This window comes from Paenibacillus sp. FSL R7-0163 (genome assembly GCF_037969975.1).
Classification (GTDB): Bacteria; Bacillota; Bacilli; order Paenibacillales; family Paenibacillaceae; genus Paenibacillus_AQ; species Paenibacillus_AQ odorifer.
On sequence record NZ_CP150224.1, the window covers coordinates 346,694 to 365,309 of the forward strand.

An 18,616-nucleotide genomic window follows, 5' to 3' on the forward strand; every position below is an offset into this window, starting at 1 on the left:
TCCCTTTTTTTGTGTTCTTTAACGTACTCAGATTTACGAGAAACGTTGACGGAATTCCCGTGGAGTGGTTCCTTCTATTCGAATAAAGCTGGAGCTGAAGTAAGGGGCCTGATTGAAGCCGACTTCCTCGGCTATACGGGCAATCGTGTAGCTGGTCTGCATCAGCAAAAGTTTACTTTGCTGAATCCGATAATGCAGCAGATATTCCATCGGCGCACAGCCGTATTCCTTCTTCATGCAACGAGCGATATATACAGGGTGAAAGCTTAGACTTTCCCCGAGCTGCTGCGCAGTGATATGCTCACGAAAATGGCTGCGTAAATAGGAGGCCGCCTGCTCTGCACATATTTTGGAGGGCGAGGGGCGCTCATGGCTGAGGGAGGCGAATAACTGCTGTATAACCTCCTGAAACAACAGCTGCTGCTGAAATGGAGTATCGCTTAAATGGGAATTAGGCACAAGCTGATTCAGCTGCGAGAGCAGCTCTTCCATCTTGGACGGCTGCAGCAGAGTTGTATATTGAGGCAAGCGTAAGCTAAACGGCCGGATATCAAATTCGTCAGATTGCAGGGAGTTCTCTATTTTGACGTTGTCTTTCTCAAGCGCAGCAGTCGTATCCTCGGTCATATTCCAGTCGCCCACCGTTTGAAAATGCAGCCAATAATAAGAGGTGGATTCCTTGCAGCTATCCGTACTGAAATGATGGCTGTCTGGACGAAGTAAGAGCGCCTGACCTGCTTTTACTTGAAAAGGGAGACCGCCTTCACTCATATATAAACAGCCTTGTTTAACTACAAGCAAATCGAACACCCGGGTATTATGGCGGCTCATATGATAATGGCCGGGGGAGAAAGTATGGAATCCGCTTACAATGTAGTACAGCAACGGAGGAACGGTGAAGTTCAAGATGTTCATGTCAGAAGCTCCTTTTAGTGAGGTTGGAATAATGTAATAATTGGTTTGAAATCTGTACCATCATCCAAAGTATATCATCTATAATTTAGTCTGACCTAATGAATAAAGATGTTATTTTTTAGGCTAAGTCTGTAGGCATGGTTTACGAGGAGGGTTTGTATAGTGAAAAAAGAAAGACAGGGTTTTGGACTCTGGGTATTGGCTTGGCCTATATTTATAGAGGTATTTCTACAGACTCTGCTGGGTACGGTAGATACATTAATGGTCAGCCGTATCTCTGATGATGCAGTCGCCGTAGTCGGCATTTCCAATCAATTGTTCGGTGCATTGACCACGCTTTTTACAACATTTGCGGGTGGAGCGGGGATTCTGATCGCGCAGAGAATGGGCTCCAAACGTTTTGGTGAAGCGCGCACGATTGCTATTATGGGAGTATCGGTTAGCCTCGTGTTGGGGATTGTCGTGAGTATTGTGTTGTTTTTCTATGCGGGCCCTATTGGTGGGGTTCTAAATATAGCACCTGAGCTATTGTCACTTTCCAATGTCTATATCTCCTACGTCGGCGGTGGACTTTTTATGGTCGGGATGATCGCTTCCCTCGGTACCGCTATCCGTAACACAGGGAATACCAAAGGACCGATGTACACAGGGATTATAATCAATGTCATCCATATTATTCTGAACTATATTTTTATATTTGGTGTATTCGGTCTGCCACAGCTAGGCCTTGCGGGCATCGCGATCTCCAGTATTGTCAGTAGACTGGTCGGAGTGATTATTCTCTACTCCCTATTCCGGCGTTCTTTCGAGATCAAGGTTAGACTTAGAGATTTCCCCATATTCAATGGCAAGCTGTTCAAGCAGATCCTGAAGATTGCCTGGCCTCTTGGGATCAATTCTTCCTGTTGGGTATTCTCCCAGCTTATTGTGTATTCCTTTCTGGCTGCACTTGGAGCCGAAGCGTTAGCAGCACGCACGTATCTTAATACCTTGGAGTCCTTTTGCTTCACACTTGGTTATGCTTTTGCGCTGGCGGGGCAGATACAGATTGCTCATTTATTTGGAGCAGGCAAATTGAAAGAAGCTTATCGCAGTGCGTATCGTACACTCTTTATTGGTTTGAGCATTGTGTCAGCTAACATGCTGTTACTATTCCTGTTCGGAAAACAGCTGCTCGGTTATTTCACATCTGATCCGAAGATTATTGCGATCGGGGTTTCTTTGTTAGCTCTAAATCTATTGCTCCAGCCCTCCAAAATGCTGAATATGGCCCTCGGCAACGCGCTGAACGCTATCGGGGATACGCGTTATACGATGTATACTTCCATCGTGTCTATGTCCCTCATTGGCGTGGGCTGCTCCTATTGGTTAGGAATCAGCGTCGGCTGGGGACTTATGGGTATCTATTGTTGTATGATAGCCGACGAATTGGTGAGAGGCTTGCTTGTTCTGGCGCGCTGGAGGGGGCGAAAGGTTCTCCGCCAAGCGGATATCGGCTTGAGTGAAGAGAATGCTTCACTACATGGAGCCGGGAAAAGAAGCACCTCGTTAACCACATAAGCGGGACTCTATAAGCCTAGCTTGATGGGCAATGGAGTGGTTTTAGAGTCGGACGTTGTTTGTTGAGTAGTGTTTGTTGCGGCAGTAGGGCGGCTGCAGGAGAGCGGTAGTTGGGCGGTTGCGGGCGGCAGTAGGGTGGTTGCGGGTGGCAGTAGGGTGGTTAGGGGCGGTAGTAGGGTGCTCGCGGGCGGGTCGGTGTGCTTTCGGACTCAGCTGCAGCTATTTGCCGGTTTAGGGCCTTTTTTGGATAGTTTCGGACTGGAGAGGCGCTATTCCTCGTAAAATGGCTCATAATGGGGTCGTTTTGCACCCATAGTGACTCTGGAGTCCGATAGCTCATGAAAAGAGGCGTTTGTGCGGAAATAACGGCTCTGAGGTCCGAAAGCAACTTTGAAAGTCTAAGTAACATTAAGCAACTTGAGAAGCGCCGAGCACTCTAGGTAATGATGAGCACTTCAAGTAACAATGATCATCCCGATTAAACATAGAGCAACTCTGCGGCTTGAAAATTGATTAGTTTAGGGGCAGTAGGGCGGTTACGGGAGCTCTGGCGTGTGCCTTCGGACTCAGTTGCAGCTATTTGCCGGTTTAGGGCCTTTTTTGGATAGTTTCGGACTGGAGGGGCGCTATTCCTCGTAAATTGGCTCATAATGGGGTGATTTTGAGGCAATAGTGACTCTGGAGTCCGATAGCTCATGAAAAGAGGCGTTTGTGCGGAAATAACGGCTCTGAGGTCCGAAAGCAACTTTGAAAGTCTAAGTAACACCGTGCACCCAAGCAACATTAAGCAGTTCAAGTAACATTAAGCATCTTGAGTAACGTCGAGCACTCTAGGTAATGATGAGCACTTCAAGTAACAATGATCATCCCGATTAAACAAGAGCAACTCTGCGGCTCGAAAATTGATTAGTTTAGGGGCAGTAGGGCGGTTACGGGAGCTCTGGCGTTGTGCTTTCGGACTCAGCTGCAGCTATTTGCCGGTTTAGGTCCTTTTTTGGATAGTTTCGGACTGGAGAGGCGCTAATCCTCGTAAGTTGGCTCATAATGGGGTGATTTTGCGGCAATAGTGACTCTGGAGTCCGATAGCTCATGAAAAGAGGTGTTTGTGGGGAAATAACGGCTCTGGAGTCCGAAAGCGACTTTGAAAGTCCAAGTAACACCGTGCACCCAAGCGACAGCGATCACTCCAAGTAACAATGAGCACTTCAAGTAACATTAAGCATCCCGAGTAACGTCGAGCACTTCAAGTAACATTAAGCATCCCGAGTAACGTCGAGCACTTCAAGTAACATTAAGCATCCCGAGTAACGTCGAGCACTTCAAGTAACATTGAGCATCCCGAGTAACGTCGAGCACTCCAAGTAACAATGAGCATCTTGAGTAACAATAGGCACTCCAAGTAACATTGAGCATCGTATGAACAACTAGCGTTCGAAGTAACATTACGTGTGCTGTTTTTATGAAAGAGGTTACCTCATGAGTAGAAATGATTACTTCTGTGAGGGCCTCTTTTTTATGCGCGTATAAAGTTTAAGTTTGACGGTTCTCAAATTTGATTATTCATTCATATAGAGTTTGATTCTATGATATAAATGAGTTAGCCTTTATAGAATGGGTAGCCGTTATATAAATACATGTTACTGAAGGGTTTGAGGGAAATGTTGTTGTCAAAATGGAGAGGGTTTTCGTTACTAGGGCTGCTCTTAATGCTTGTACTATTATCAGGCTGTTCTAAAGGCACTGCTCATGTCACAGTGAATAAGAACGGAAGCGTAGATATTGCAGTGAACATGAAAGTGAATTCGCGTGCAGAAGCGTTGATTAGCGGAAAAATGGAAGATGCTCTGGTAAACAAACTTAAGGATCAGGGGATTGAGCTAGAGAAAAGCCAAGATGGAAAATCTACAGTCTATGAATTCGTGAAATCTTATGCCTCTTTTGAGGATATGAAAGCACTTTCTGGTGACTTGGATATTGTGGACCTGAAATTAGATACCAAAGATAATTGGTTTTATACCAAATATGACGTTGAGGCGAAGCCCAAATTAAATAGCTACATAGACACCATAATGGATAATATGGGATCGCTCAGTTTATCGAAGCCGATTATTCGGGCTTTTTTGCAAAACATGGCTTTCGACTTTAAATTAACGTTACCTGTGGATCTATATGGAGACAATAATGCAAATGTGGAGGACGGCAGAACCCTTACTTGGAATGTTACACTAGCGGATACAGAGCCAATTCAAATGCAGGTTTATGTGCCTAATGTATGGAATATCGTGATTGTGCTTATCATTTTAGTGGTGGTTATTGCAACTGCGATTATATTGTTCGTCAGAAAAAGAAAGCAGCGTAATAGGAAACGTTTCTAAGTGGGTTCGTAAGGTTTCGGAAGTGCCGGGAAGCTAGGATGCTTTACCGGCCTTCTTTACTTTTTAGCAGGCACAGAGTTATAATTAGTACCAAGTACTAATATCAGATACTAATTGAAGAGGTGATTGGAATGACAGGTGCAAAAATTACCGCTATCGGAACCTATGTCCCAGCCAAAAGACTGACTAATGCCGATCTGGAGCAGATCGTAGATACAAATAATGAATGGATTGTGCAACGGACCGGAATCCGTGAGCGCCGAATTAGTCGGCAGGATGAGTATACAAGTGATTTATGTGCAGCAGCTGTGCAGGATCTTATGACTCGTTATGGAAAAAGCGTTCAGGATGTCGATATGGTCCTGGTAGCTACGAGTACACCTGACTTTTCCTTTCCCTCAGTAGCTTCTTTGATTCAAAATCGTTTTAACATTCCGCAGACTGCTGGTGCTATGGATTTGAGTGCAGCATGCGCAGGTTTTGTCTATGCACTGCATACTGCTCACAGTTATGTGGCTTCAGGAATGCATCGCAAGGTACTGGTTATTGGTGCGGATACGATCTCCAAGATTACGGATTATACTGACCGCAGTACATGTATTCTTTTTGGGGATGGCGCTGGAGCAGTGCTTGTGGAAAGTGATGAGCAGACGACGGGATTTTTAGGCTTCCAGCTGGCAAGTGATGGCGGTGGGGCACATCATGTTTACCGTACGGGGCTTGCCCATACTGTAAACAATATTGAGCTGGTAGATACACAAATGCTGGTACAGAACGGACGAGAAGTGTTTCGCTGGGCGGTCAGAACGGTTCCTTTAGGTGTGCAACAGCTGCTAGAAAAAGCGGAGGTAGGTCTGGAGGAAGTAGACTGGTTTATTCCACACAGCGCTAATATGCGGATGATTGAGCCAATTTGCGAGCGATTAAATTATCCGCTGGAGCAGGTGCTGCACAGTCTTGTGAATTTCGGCAATACATCTGCTGCCACGATTCCTTTAGCACTCGATTTGGGCATCCGCGAGGGCAAGGTACAAAATGGACAAAAGATCCTGATGTATGGTTTTGGTGCCGGATTAACCCAGGCAGGACAATTGATTGAGTTGAATTTGGATCATCAGGTAGGGATACCTACTCCATATTAAGAGGTGGAGTTCGGCCAGCTAGAGACCAATGAAGATAGATAACGAAACATTTTCGATAATCAATAAAAAGACAACGCCGTTTGCGGAAACCCGCTTACATAAGTTGTCTTTTTTTGTTGATTAACTAAGTATTTAATTGACTGCCACAGGATTCACGCACAATAAGCACAGGCTCCACTACAAATGATCCACCGCCAGACTGATTGTTAATCAAGTCATAGAGCATATGGGCAGCGAGGATGCCAAGCCGTTCTTTGTTCTGGCGGATGGTCGACAGTTTTGGACTGGTATATTTACAGGCTTCAATGTCGTCACATCCGATAATGGCAATATCTTCAGGTACGCTGAGACCGTGTTCTTTCAAAGCCCGGATGGCTCCCAGAGCCAGCAAATCAGAAGCCGCAAAAATGGCTTTTGGTAAATTTCCGGCTTGAATTAATTGCTGCATAGCCGTATAACCGCTGGGCTCAAAGAAATCGTCGCCATGAACAAACCACTGACGGTTCAAAGTGAGGCCGAAGCTTTCAATAGCTTTGACATATCCGGATTCCCGCAGGTTAGAAATATCTGAATCCGCTGCACTTCCGATAAATCCAAGTTCTCTATAGCCAAGCAGATAAAAATGCTCCACGACCTTGGAAGAAACCTGAAAGTTATCTGACATCACAAAGCCGGATTTTTTGCCCTTTAGCTCAAGGTCGACCCCGATACAAGGAATACTGCTCATATCCAGATCGCGGATGGTAGGCTCCATCTTTTGCCCGGAAATAATGACACATCCATCCACATTAAAATGAACAGATCGAGCGAAATAATCGCCGCTGCTGATGAATTTCTCGTTGGAAAAGAAAATGAGATCGTAGCCCAGAACGCCCATCTGCTTTTTAAAAGAATTTAGCACTTCTACGAAAAAGGGATGTGTAAATTCGACATTAAGCTCGCCAGCAAAAATAACCCCGATCAGATTCGACTTCTTAGTTGCGAGTGTCTTGGCGGAGTTGGAAGGTGAGTATCCGGTTTGTTCGATGATTTCCAAAACTCTTTGCTTGGTCTTTTCGGAAACATCACTGTAATTGTTCATAATTTTCGAAACAGTCGAGACAGAAACGCCGGCCATTTCGGCAATCATTTTGATATTCATAGTTAATAATGCCACCCTCCGCTAAATCGTTGAAATTTGAGAAAAAGACTGTTCTAGAGCGGTTATTTGCGAGTTATTATGAATAGGGTGAATGAAAATTCAATTATTTTCAGTCTATTATTATTGCCGAAACAAGTCAAATATATATTTCACTATGCAGATTTACTCCAAAATAATCTATGTAAAAAAATTCAAAATTACATCTTTACAAAAATAGAAAACTAAGCAACAATAGCATTGTCGAAACCGATTTCGATTTTTCGCTTGAATTACGAATATTACGAAATTCGAGGAGTGATGTTTAGGATGAAAAGGAATTTCACAGCAGCACTTGCTGCTATGCTCCTTGTCACCGGGCTGCTATCACCGGTTGGGAGCATGAATGCTTCAGCGGCAGAGGCGTTAAAGGAAAACTCACCTGATTCAGCGGCAACGAAAGTGGAAAATGAACCAATCAATGGATTGAAAGCGTTTACCGATGTATCTCCAAATCATTGGGCCGCAGGCCCATTACAGCGTTGGAGCACAAATGGGATCATAAGCGGATATGACGACGGGTCGTTTCGTCCGGGTAAGGAAGTCACGAAGGCAGAATTCGCAGCTATTATGAATCGTATATTTAATTATCAGGAGCAATCGGATAAGGTTCCCGCTGATGTCCAGGCTACAGACTGGTATAAAAATGATATAGCCAAAGGGATTGCAGCTGGATATTTAAGCAGTGATCAGAAGAACAATATTTATCCTTCAAAAGCACTTTCGCGCGCGGAGGCAGCGTTAGCATTGGAGAAAGTGTTTCGTTTCAATGCAGACAAAAGCAGTACAGCAGCATTCACCGATCTGAACGGAGTCAGCGATGAAACCGCAAAAGCAATAGCCGTTCTATCGAGTGCAGGTTATGTAAAAGGTTATCCTGGAGGTTTGTTTAAGCCTGATGGTGGGATCACCCGTGCAGAGTTAGCTCAGTTGGCTGATCGAATGGTTTCGGGACTCCTCCTGAAATCAGGAGAGACTTCACTAGGAACAGTAAAGGGCAATGTAGTCATTAATCGGGCTGATGTGATTCTTAAAGACACGGTCATCCAAGGTAATCTTTATCTAACCGAGGGGATAGCTGAAGGGAATGCAAAGCTTGAAGGTGTAAAGGTAACAGGGACTACTTTTGTACGGGGAGGCGGCGAGCAAAGTATCGGCTTACACCATACTTCTCTTGGACTGCTTCAAGTAGCCAAGCCTAATGGTAAGGTTCGGATTTATGCCAGCGGGTCGACAGCTGTGGGTACTGTGCAGCTGCTATCTGGGGCAATCTTGGAAGAAAGCAGCGATCTTACCGGGGCAGGGTTTGGGGATGTTGAGATGGATGTCGTTCCTCACAATATTTCGCTTCGCGGAACATTTGGAGCGGTTCGTTCGGCAGACTCAGCAGTCAGCGGTTCTTTGTTAAGAATCCTTGGAACTGTCGGCAGCCTTACTCTGGGAAGTCCGACCCATTTAACATTGGAGAACAATTCACAAGTGGCGGCACTAATCCTATCTGCGAGCGCTGGAGCTACAGCAATTCAAGGCAGCGGAAGCGTAACCACAATAGATAACAAAGCCGATGGAGTGACGATTGGCGGTGTAGCATTGAAAAAAGGAAACACTGGCAAAACAACATTGCCAATAGCAAGCTCAGCGCCAAGCAGTTCGGGGAATGTAGGTCCAATAACGACGCCAAGCGCCACACCTGAAGCAACGGCGGCACCTACGGCCACTGCTACACCAACCGAAACACCAACAGCAACGCCAACACCAACCGAAACACCGACACCAACAGCGACGCCAACACCAACCGAAACACCGACACCAACACCAACACCAACAGCCACACCAACACCAACACCAACACCAACACCAACACCAACACCAACACCAACCGAAACACCGACACCAACAGCGACACCAACACCAACCGAAACACCGACACCAACACCAACACCAACAGCCACACCAACACCAACACCGACCACTGATCCGTGGACACTGGTGTGGGGGGATGAGTTTGATGATGGAGACATTGATGCTACAAAGTGGACCTATGACCTTGGAGATGGTTCGCAATACAACAATCCAGGTTGGGGAAACAATGAGAAGCAGTGGTATACCAACGATGAGAAGAATGTAAAGGAACAGGACGGTAACCTGATCATTACGGCCCACAAAGAAGAAAAAGCTGGCAAACAATATACTTCTACACGGATTAAGACTAAAGGGTTGTTTAGTAAAAAATATGGAAAATTTGAAATTCGGGCCAAAGCACCTACTGGAAAAGGGTACTGGCCGGCGATCTGGATGCTGCCGGAGAACGATGTGTACGGGACTTGGGCTGCTTCCGGTGAGCTTGATATTATGGAAGGCTGGGGCAGTCGTCCAAACACGGTAGCGGGGACGATTCATTACGGCGGTATGGCGCCGAACAATGTATACTCCGGCAAAGAGTATGTATTTCCGGATAACGCTACGATTGAGCAGTTCCATATGTACTCTATTGAGTGGGAGCCGGGCGAAATTCGCTGGTATGTGGATGGTGAATTATATTCGACCAAAAATGACTGGTATAGCATCAGCAATGGGCAGCCTGCCAATAATGTGTATCCAGCGCCGTTTAATCAGAAGTTCCACTTGCTGATGAATCTGGCCGTAGGTGGTAACTTTGATGGTGATCCGACTAGCGAAACCGTATTTCCAAAATCGATGGAGATCGATTACGTTAGAGTCTATGAGCTGACAGGTCGTGAGTACCGCGAGCCTATTCCAGTTACACTGGAGAAGGAAGCCTATCCAGAAGGCTCCAAGCTTGCACTGGCAGACGGCAACATGGTCTATAACAACAATTATTCGGAGCAGGTGCCGGGGGATGACGGTATGGGAATCCCGAATACCGCACATTGGGTACTTTATAAAGAAGCAGGGGCTGAAGCTACGGTTTCTACCGTTCCTATTGGGGAGCGCAATTATGTGAAGGTAGATATCAGCAGTGGTGGCGGCAATTTTTATTCGATTCAACCCCAAGCTATCGTATCTATAGCTAAAGGCAGGTTCTATAAACTCAGCTTCGATGCCAAAACCGATATGTCCCGCAGTATGAGCGTCCGGTTAACAGGTGGAGAATCTCGTGGATTTGCAGCGTATTCTCCATCGCTTAAGGTAGATCTAACTTCAGCGATGACCCATTACGAGACGATGTTTCAAATGAAGGAAAACTCAGATATTGCTGCACGCGTCGAGTTCAACGTGGGTACCAATACTTCACCGGTATGGTTTGGTAATGTCAGATTAGAAGAGATTGAGAATATTCAATTCCCGCATGATAGTGTGAAGGAACCGCTGGCCAACGGTAATCATCTGTACAATGGTACTTTCGATATTGGGGAACCCAATCGGATGAGTTATTGGCATACGGAAGCAACTGGTGGTGCCATGATAGAATCAAGCGTTAATGACAATGGCCAGTTAAAGCTGCAGATTGGCGGCAGTGAAAATGGTGAGGTTCGGTTACTTCAGAAGGGAATTCAGCTCATTCAAGGGCAGGACTATGAGGTTACGTTCAATGCTTCAGTCTCCTCTGCACGCACAGGAACGGTTCAACTACTAGGGAAAGACGGCAGTGTACAGGCAGAACAACCGGTTAACTTAAGCGAAGGTGAGCAAAAAATTAAAGCTACCTTTATCAATCTTGCAGGTGCAACCGATCATGAAGGACAATTCGTATTACTGTTAAACGGTGCTGCGGATACAGTCATTCTGGATAATTTCCAGATGCTGCGTACTAGCTTCTATTTTGATCCATCGCTAATATACTACCCACTCTTGAATGGTGAATTTAACTTTGGGTTTAGCGCCTGGGACCGCCTGTTGACAGAGCAGGGTGGTCAGAGCAGCGCTACGGTTGCAGATGGAGCAGCGAAATTTAGCATTACGAATACCGGCAGTCAGGCGTATTCTGTAATGTTGTTTCAGAACAACTTGAAAGCTGCTGCTGGAATGGATTATGTGGTTGAATTTGACGCCAGTTCAACCGTAATCCGCAAAATCGGGGTGAACGTAGAAAATGGTACGTATCAGGCCTCGTTCAGCAATATCGTGGAGGTAACGCCGGAGACGAATCATTACAGATTCGAATTCCGGCAAGGAAGCAAGGATACATTGTCTCTAAAATTCCTGCTTGGGAAGGTTGAGGGGATTAGTATTCCTCAAAACCATGATATTATCATTGACAATGTGAAATTTGAGATCAAAAATGCACCGGCCAAACCGCAGGAGCTGCTAAGCGACAGCAGCAATAACAGAGTTTCGCAGCCGATTGAGCTTACTTTTATCGACAATGCAAATTGGCGGAATCAAATCATGGCGGTAAAGGTTAACGGTACAATACTTAATGCAGAGCAGTACACTATTGAACCGGGAAAAATCACAATTGAAGCAGCAGTATTTCCGGCCGAAGGAAGTTATGCCATTACTGTTGAGGCTGAACATTATGTTACTGCAACTGTCACGCAGACTATTCTAGCTAATGATAACAATCTAGCCATCAATGGTTCGTTTGGCAGCGATAAGACGGGCTGGACTACCTGGTCCGGAGAAGGTGGCGTCTCCGCGTTTAATGTGAAGGATGGCGTAGCTGAAATCCTGATTACGTCGGCCGGATGGGAAGCGTGGCATACACAATTTTTCCAAGAGGGTATTCCACTGGAGGGCGGAAAAACGTATGAGGTGAGCTTCAAGGCGAAATCAACGGTTCCGCGGCAAATTGTGTTAGAATACTCCAATACTTCAGCTGCTTCCGCACAAGCTAAGTTTGATATTCATGCGGATTGGGCTACTTATTCAGCACAATTTACGGTGTCGAACAGCAATCCGCTGAAGCTTAATTATCTGATTGGCAAAACGCTGGGCGCTGATCCTGCGGCTAACAGTACGCCGCATACGATTTCTTTTGACGATATTGTGGTCAGGGAGGTACAAGGGGGTCCACCAGTAATACCGCCAAGCGGTACGCTGGATAATGGAACCTTCGATGTAGATGCAACGGGCTGGAGCCAGTACTTTGACGGAATCGGATCTGCCTCTGTTCAAGAGGGGGAATTTGCTATCAACTTAACAGGTACCGGGCAAGCCCCTTTTAGCGCACAGGTGGATTACGAAAATCTGAAGCTTGTTCAGGGAAAAACGTACACCTTGAAGTTTAAAGCTCGTTCTACAGTAAACCGCAATATTCAGGTAGCTGTGGAGCATAAAGGCGGGGATTACACCAAATATATGGAAGCTGAGCTTGTAGCCTTGACCCAAAATATGGACGAATACAGCTACACATTTACGATGAATGGGGCAACAGACGCAGGTGTTCATCTGGTGTTTTTGCTAGGGCTTATAGATGGGAACGGTACGGAGACGAATAGTGAAATTAGCACGGGCAGTACAATTTATTTGGATGATGTAAGCTTGATCGAAGGGTAAACGAAAAAAACGGCAGTGTTTTCCTTTTTACAGGAGCACTGTCGTTTTTTTGTGTGTGTTTTTTGTGGGTTAGATTTAAGTTTCTTTAGGGATAAATTCAAAAATTTTGCCACTCTCAAAAGATTCTATTAGTTTCAGCAACCAGCGGTAGTAGTTAATGGATTCAGTTATTTTTTCTTCATCTGTATTTAAGAGCTGCATAAGTTTACTATCGTCACTATACTCTTTTTTCATATCGTTAATTTCTGCAAGTGATTTCGCTAGTGAGATCATATTACCTTCGACGGCTTTTCTCCATTTAATAGAGAAGTAATCACTGAAGTTCTGATGCCAGTCAGGCACAGTGGTGAACAAGTCTTTGCGCGTCCCTCTCCCCCATACTTTGTCGATCATTTTCAGATCTAGAAGGGTACGGACTCCCGTACTCATGGACGTTTTACTCATTCCCATTGTTTTGCTGAGCTCATCCAGTGTCACTGGACCTTGATTGAAGTACATATAACCGTATAAATGTCCAATAGACAAGGTAATGCCATACAGATCCATGTTTTTGCCGATAGAATCGATCACACGTTCACGGGCTTTACTAATCTTCTCTATTTGTTCGGGCGTAAGCCCTTCTAAATCGTTCATGATGTCCCTCCTGAGGAATAGGTCGATAGACTGCAACCTTATACAATGTATTGTAATCAAATCCCCCTCCATAAGTAAAGAATTCATGAAGAAAGGAATTTGGCGTAAAACAGAGTATTCCATACATAAAGTTCGTAAAGTTAAAACTGTACACTAAATTTTATCCGTATATGGTGTTTGCATGAATTTTCAATAGTCCGGTAAACTACTATAAGTGAACTAAACCCGGATAACATTTCGGGAGAAGGAGGACGGCATGGCTATTATAGAGGTGAAACAACTAACCAAAGTATTCGGTCATGATGCGGGACGCGCGATTCCTTTATTAGAGCAAGGGATGTCGAAGGAAAAAATTGCTCAGGAATTGAAGTTGACAGTCGGAGTCAACAAAGCCGAATTCAGCATTGAAGAAGGAGAAATATTCGTCATTATGGGTTTGTCCGGCAGCGGTAAGTCGACGCTGGTTCGTTTGTTGAACCGCTTGATTGAGCCTACAGGGGGGCAAGTTCTTTTTAAAGGGAAAGATGTTGTGAAAATGAATCCGGAGCAGCTGCGCCAATTCAGACGGAAGAACATCGGTATGGTGTTTCAGAAGTTCGCATTATTTCCACATCGAAGCGTACTGGAGAATGCAGCATACGGACTTGAAGTTCAGGGCGTAGATAAAAAGAAAAGAACTGAACTGGCAACGGAAGCTTTGCATCTGGTAGGTCTGAAAGGTTGGGAGAATCATCGTCCTGATCAACTCAGTGGAGGGATGCAGCAGCGTGTTGGACTGGCACGGGGCCTTGCCAACGACCCGGATATCCTGCTTATGGATGAGGCATTTAGTGCACTGGATCCGCTTATTCGTAAAGACATGCAGCAAGAGCTGCTGGAATTACAGGCCAGAGTGAAGAAAACCATCGTGTTCATCACTCATGATCTAGACGAAGCTTTGCGGATTGGAGATCGGATCGCACTGATGAAGGACGGAGTCATTGTGCAAATTGGTACACCGGAAGAAATCCTCATCCAACCTGCCAATAAATATGTAGAGCGATTCGTGGAGGATGTGGACTTGTCCAAGGTGTTGACTGCAGCTCATGTAATGCGTCAGCCGGAAACAGTCAGACCTGAACGCGGGCCTCGGGTAGCGCTTCAATTAATGCGTGACAGTGGTATATTCAGTCTATATGTAGTGGACAAGGAAAATAAGCTTCTGGGTGTTATTACAGCTGAGGATGCCCTTAAGGCACTGAATGATAATAAATCTATTCTGGAAGTAACGCGGAGAGAAATCCCACGTGTACAACCGGAAACGCTACTCAATGATTTCTTTGAATTAATATCTGAGACACATTTGCCTGTAGCCGTCGTAGATGAAGCGGATAAATTGAAGGGTATTGTGATCAAAGGAGCCGTTCTTTCCGCACTCGCCGGCAACGCGGTACCGGAAGGAGGATTATAATGGACATTCCTAAACTGCCTTTGGGAAAGGCACTCGAGTGGTTGGAAAATTGGCTGACGACTTATTGTGGGCCCCTGTTTGACTTCATCCATTCGATTATCGGTGGTATGGTGGCTGGCATTGAAAATGCACTTACCTTCCTGCCAGCACTAGTACTTATCGTGATTATTGCAGCTTTGTCTTATTGGATCGGTAAATGGCGCATGGCACTATTTGCGGTCATTGGGCTGCTTCTGATTGATAATCTTGGATTATGGGGACCTTCTATGCAGTCCTTGGCCCTTGTTCTAACCGCCTCGATATTGGCTGTAGTAATTGGTGTGCCGATTGGTATTTTATGTGCGCAGAGAAATACCGTTAGAAATATAGTTACGCCTATTTTGGACTTTATGCAGACGATGCCGGCTTTTGTATATTTATTGCCAGCGGTATCCTTTTTCTCACTGGGCGTAGTTCCAGGGGTTATAGCTTCGATTATTTTTGCAATTCCGCCAACGATTCGCTTGACCAATCTCGGAATTCGTCAGGTTTCGGAGGAACTGGTGGAGGCAGCAGATGCTTTCGGATCGACACCTACTCAGAAATTAGTTAAATTGCAGCTTCCAATCGCTTTACCAACAATTATGGCAGGTGTGAACCAGACAATTATGTTGTCACTGTCAATGGTTGTTATCTCATCGATGATTGGTGCACAGGGCGTGGGTGCCTATGTATACCGTGCGGTATCACAGGCTAAGACAGGAGACGGATTCGAAGCAGGGATTGCGATCGTTATTATTGCCATTCTGCTGGACCGTTTGACACAGAACGCACTAAAACCAAAACAAAGATAGGAGTTTTAAATAAATGAAGAAGAAAAATATAGGGGTATTCCTGTTAGTTATTATGATGATTGCTGTTATTGCTGGATGTTCTTCATCAAGTCAAGAGAAGGTAAAATTAGCATATGTAGCATGGGATTCGGAAATTGCGAGTACTTATGTAGTAAAGGAAGTACTTGAAACTAAGCTTGGAGCTACCGTTGAAATGCTGCAGGTAGATGCTGGCCCAATGTGGGCTGGGGTTGCAGACGGTAGTGCGGATGGAATGGTTGCAGCTTGGCTGCCAAGCACCCATGCGGCTTATCTAGAAAAGTATGGTGCAAAAATTGAAGATTTGGGTGCGAATCTAAACGGAACTAAGGTTGGCTTGGCTGTTCCAGCCTATATGGATATTAATTCTATTGAAGACTTGAAGAACAGTGATATGGCAGCAAAGCTGAACAATCGCATTATCGGCATTGAGCCAGGTGCTGGCATTATGACAACCACAGAAAAGGCTATTGCGGAATATGATCTTAGCGATTACACACTTCTTGAAAGCTCATCCGCAGCGATGGCTCAGGAACTGCAAAAGGCTTATGACAACAACGAGCCAATCGTTGTTACAGGTTGGACACCACACTGGATGTTCGCCAATATGGATCTGAAGTATCTGGAAGATCCAAAAGGGGTTTATGGTGCGGATGAACAGATCCACACGATGGTCCGCCAAGGTCTGAAAGATGACATGCCGAATGTCTACAAATTCCTGGATCAATTCGAATGGACAGCGGAAGATATGGCTAAAGTAATGATTGAGGTTCAGGGTGGTAAGTCACCAGAAGAAGCCGCTAAAACTTGGGTTGAGAGCAATCCGGATAAAGTGAATGCTTGGGTTGCAGGTATAGAATTGTAAGTAAATTAAAAACTGTGTTATGATGTGAAGAATAAATGGAAACAAAAATGTAACTTGTACGCTAACTACTGTTCTTTACACATTACACTTCATAAGCAAGCTCATTCAATAAAACACCCCGTAAGGGGTGTTTTTCTTGGGAATATAAGCAAAGTATTACAAGCTCTTAATGTACTGTGCTTATATTTCAATAAGAATGGATACCTAGTTTACACACTTAGACTTATGCTTTGTCAAAGTAAATCAGGAGGCAGCTGCTGCAAGGAGTCAAGAGAGGAGACTGCTTCATGACAGAGACCATAAATACCTGGATTGATTGGCTGCTGCAAACGCTGGGCCTTAGCGGGCCATCTATTTTATTCGTGACCATCCCGCTCGCACTTTTGCAGAGTATATTAGGATTTTTTCCATTCGTAATTTTGATCGTGCTGCATGTCTCTGTTTTTAACGTAATTGGAGGCATGCTGATCAGTTGGCTGGCCTGCAATCTAGGCGGAATACTGATGTATTTTCTTATTCGGAGATATCTGTATAACTGGTTTGACCGAAAATGGAGAACCAAACTGAAGCGCTATGATAAATGGCAACGTTACTTGGATCGATACGGGATTTGGACGCTGGTACTATTGCGTACGATTCCGATTATTCCGAACAATGTAATCAATTTCATGTCTGCTGTTTCACCGATTAAAGCCTCATCCTTTATATGGGGAACCGTGCTTGGTAATTTATCTTATATATGGTTATTCGGTACGATTGGATCAACTTTAATTGTTCCGCGTGAAGAATGGAATGGTTATCTTACCTGGTATGCGGTGTTTATTGCTATTCTCATTGGCATTTTTATTCGGCGTCATTGGGACCATTTGCAGGAGGATAAGCGGAGCAGAATGCACTAATATCATATTCCCAGTTCATGATCTAAAGGATGAAGAACGTTTCTTCAGGCGTAGTTTGCCGGAGGGAACGTTCTTCTTTTTTGTCCTCTTAGCGAATACCTTAAATTAAGTGGAGGTGGCTTGACCTCTGCGTAAGGCGGGAGGGACTATTGCAATGGGCAGATTGAAAAAATGGGGGAACCGAAGGCTGAGAATACCTGATCTAGGCCATTTTCGGCTGCCAAAAATAAATGGGGACACGAATCGGAGATTCTCAGCAAGAAGCTCCGCATTCAAGTCAAAACCCAGCCGGGCAGCGGTTAGGCCGCAGCGTACGCGCTTTGAAGCCAAACGTAGCAAAGGCCGCTTTAGGTTATCCAGCCGGCCAGAGAGTAAGGTAACGGTTGCAGGCGGAAAAACACATAAGCCAAGAAGCCGACGCAAATTTTGGCTGATAGCATCTTTAGTAATACTTGTGCTGGTGCTGCAGTCACTTCGCTATGTGGAGCTGCATATGAAGCCGCCCATCCTGCATTTAGCACAAATACGTGTGAAGCAAATCGCTACGGAATCGATTAATAAGGCGATTACCTCTCAGGTTGCGAATGGAGGGAATGCGGAAGAGCTAATTGATTGGAAGACGGATAAGAACGGGAAAATATCAGGGTTCATGCTCAACTACGCGGAGCATATGCGTATTACTTCGCAAGCGGCACAGGTCATTCAGTCTACGCTGCAGGAATTGCATAATCGAACAGAATATATTCCGCTGGGGCAGGCGTTGGGCAGTCCCCTTATCGCTTCTTATGGACCCGATATTCCGATCAAGATTGAACCACAAGGTGCGGTTAAGGTTGAACTCAGTACTCGCCAGCAAAACGCTGGGATCAATATGATTCTGGTCGAGGTATATATTCATATTGTGACAGAGGTTGCAGTCGTCATTCCTTTTGATATGGAGCCGCAGGTAGTGGATACAGAAATTCCTGTGTCTTATCTGATGGTTGTTGGAGATGTACCTATGTATTACTACGATAATCAAGGTCAACCTGTGGGGGCGAACGGCAGCAGTGCTCCGGGAATTGCTATTCCTGCTCCAGCTGTAGGTGGGGATAAGAGTGGAGCAGTGGATCAGGGTAAGGATACCTCCAGCAACAGTCAGAAAGATAACAACCCGTCTCCAGCGGCAACTGATCCCGCGAGTACGGGTGCAGACCATACGGAAGAAGATAAAGGAGCGGGCGGAGGAAATTAAGGGGATATCGCGCTTCAGCGCTCATAGACTATAGGTAGAACAGATTTAATAAATG

General features: G+C 45.2%; 12 protein-coding genes. 9 read left to right on the forward strand and 3 right to left on the reverse strand.

Annotated features, from left to right (window positions below; all coding sequences use genetic code 11):
* Positions 1-33 precede the first annotated feature (33 nt).
* A complete protein-coding gene (locus NST45_RS01495; RefSeq protein ID WP_339824644.1) occupies positions 34-915 on the reverse strand; it encodes an AraC family transcriptional regulator in 882 nt (293 codons plus the stop codon).
* Between the two features lie 159 nt (positions 916-1,074).
* Between NST45_RS01495 and NST45_RS01500 the strand changes: the two genes are divergently transcribed.
* The 3 genes from NST45_RS01500 to NST45_RS01510 all read left to right on the forward strand — a co-directional run bounded on the left by NST45_RS01500 (position 1,075) and on the right by NST45_RS01510 (position 5,992).
* The gene (locus tag NST45_RS01500; protein ID WP_339826094.1) at positions 1,075-2,475 is read left to right on the forward strand and encodes an MATE family efflux transporter; all 1,401 of its coding nucleotides are present in this window, start codon (positions 1,075-1,077) and stop codon (positions 2,473-2,475) included.
* Positions 2,476-4,139: 1,664 nt separating this feature from the next.
* Positions 4,140-4,850, forward strand: coding sequence for a hypothetical protein (locus NST45_RS01505; protein WP_162164282.1), 711 nt, complete (start codon positions 4,140-4,142; stop codon positions 4,848-4,850).
* 131 nt (positions 4,851-4,981) lie between these two features.
* Positions 4,982-5,992 (forward strand): ketoacyl-ACP synthase III, encoded by a 1,011-nt coding sequence (locus NST45_RS01510; RefSeq protein ID WP_036685367.1) that lies wholly within the window; start codon positions 4,982-4,984, stop codon positions 5,990-5,992.
* A 124-nt stretch (positions 5,993-6,116) separates the two neighbouring features.
* Here the strand turns inward: NST45_RS01510 and NST45_RS01515 are convergent, their stop codons facing one another.
* Positions 6,117-7,133: a LacI family DNA-binding transcriptional regulator gene (locus NST45_RS01515; RefSeq protein WP_036685366.1), complete on the reverse strand. Its 1,017-nt coding sequence runs from the start codon at positions 7,131-7,133 to the stop codon at positions 6,117-6,119.
* 306 nt (positions 7,134-7,439) lie between these two features.
* Here NST45_RS01515 and NST45_RS01520 point away from each other — a divergent pair, with 306 nt between their 5' ends.
* Entirely contained in the window at positions 7,440-12,629 is a 5,190-nt protein-coding gene (locus tag NST45_RS01520; protein WP_339824648.1) for a carbohydrate binding domain-containing protein, read from the forward strand.
* A gap of 75 nt (positions 12,630-12,704) precedes the next feature.
* Here NST45_RS01520 and NST45_RS01525 read toward each other — a convergent pair whose 3' ends face one another.
* Positions 12,705-13,262 carry a transcriptional regulator gene (locus NST45_RS01525; RefSeq protein ID WP_036685364.1) on the reverse strand — a complete coding sequence of 186 codons (558 nt, stop codon included), beginning with the start codon at positions 13,260-13,262 and terminating at the stop codon, positions 12,705-12,707.
* 256 nt (positions 13,263-13,518) lie between these two features.
* Between NST45_RS01525 and NST45_RS01530 the strand changes: the two genes are divergently transcribed.
* The 5 genes from NST45_RS01530 to yunB all read left to right on the forward strand — a co-directional run bounded on the left by NST45_RS01530 (position 13,519) and on the right by yunB (position 18,561).
* Positions 13,519-14,712 carry a glycine betaine/L-proline ABC transporter ATP-binding protein gene (locus NST45_RS01530; RefSeq protein ID WP_036685362.1) on the forward strand — a complete coding sequence of 398 codons (1,194 nt, stop codon included), beginning with the start codon at positions 13,519-13,521 and terminating at the stop codon, positions 14,710-14,712.
* Positions 14,712-15,545 (forward strand): proline/glycine betaine ABC transporter permease, encoded by an 834-nt coding sequence (locus NST45_RS01535; RefSeq protein ID WP_036685360.1) that lies wholly within the window; start codon positions 14,712-14,714, stop codon positions 15,543-15,545. Before NST45_RS01530 ends, NST45_RS01535 begins: the two co-directional genes overlap by 1 nt.
* A 13-nt stretch (positions 15,546-15,558) precedes the next feature.
* Positions 15,559-16,428 (forward strand): glycine betaine ABC transporter substrate-binding protein, encoded by an 870-nt coding sequence (locus NST45_RS01540; RefSeq protein WP_339813358.1) that lies wholly within the window; start codon positions 15,559-15,561, stop codon positions 16,426-16,428.
* A gap of 287 nt (positions 16,429-16,715) precedes the next feature.
* A complete protein-coding gene (locus NST45_RS01545; RefSeq protein WP_036685356.1) occupies positions 16,716-17,327 on the forward strand; it encodes a VTT domain-containing protein in 612 nt (203 codons plus the stop codon).
* Between the two features lie 154 nt (positions 17,328-17,481).
* The gene (gene yunB, locus NST45_RS01550; protein ID WP_076141798.1) at positions 17,482-18,561 is read left to right on the forward strand and encodes a sporulation protein YunB; all 1,080 of its coding nucleotides are present in this window, start codon (positions 17,482-17,484) and stop codon (positions 18,559-18,561) included.
* Positions 18,562-18,616 lie beyond the last annotated feature (55 nt).

Bases quoted from the DNA above. Each gene is read 5' to 3' on its own strand.
- NST45_RS01525 (WP_036685364.1), bottom strand. From the start codon at position 13,262: ATGAACGATTTAGAAGGGCTTACGCCCGAACAAATAGAGAAGATTAGT.
- NST45_RS01535 (WP_036685360.1), top strand. From the start codon at position 14,712: ATGGACATTCCTAAACTGCCTTTGGGAAAGGCACTCGAGTGGTTGGAA.
- NST45_RS01530 (WP_036685362.1), top strand. From the start codon at position 13,519: ATGGCTATTATAGAGGTGAAACAACTAACCAAAGTATTCGGTCATGAT.
- NST45_RS01510 (WP_036685367.1), top strand. From the start codon at position 4,982: ATGACAGGTGCAAAAATTACCGCTATCGGAACCTATGTCCCAGCCAAA.
- NST45_RS01515 (WP_036685366.1), bottom strand. From the start codon at position 7,133: ATGAATATCAAAATGATTGCCGAAATGGCCGGCGTTTCTGTCTCGACT.
- NST45_RS01520 (WP_339824648.1), top strand. From the start codon at position 7,440: ATGAAAAGGAATTTCACAGCAGCACTTGCTGCTATGCTCCTTGTCACC.
- NST45_RS01495 (WP_339824644.1), bottom strand. From the start codon at position 915: ATGAACATCTTGAACTTCACCGTTCCTCCGTTGCTGTACTACATTGTA.
- NST45_RS01540 (WP_339813358.1), top strand. From the start codon at position 15,559: ATGAAGAAGAAAAATATAGGGGTATTCCTGTTAGTTATTATGATGATT.
- yunB (WP_076141798.1), top strand. From the start codon at position 17,482: ATGGGCAGATTGAAAAAATGGGGGAACCGAAGGCTGAGAATACCTGAT.
- NST45_RS01545 (WP_036685356.1), top strand. From the start codon at position 16,716: ATGACAGAGACCATAAATACCTGGATTGATTGGCTGCTGCAAACGCTG.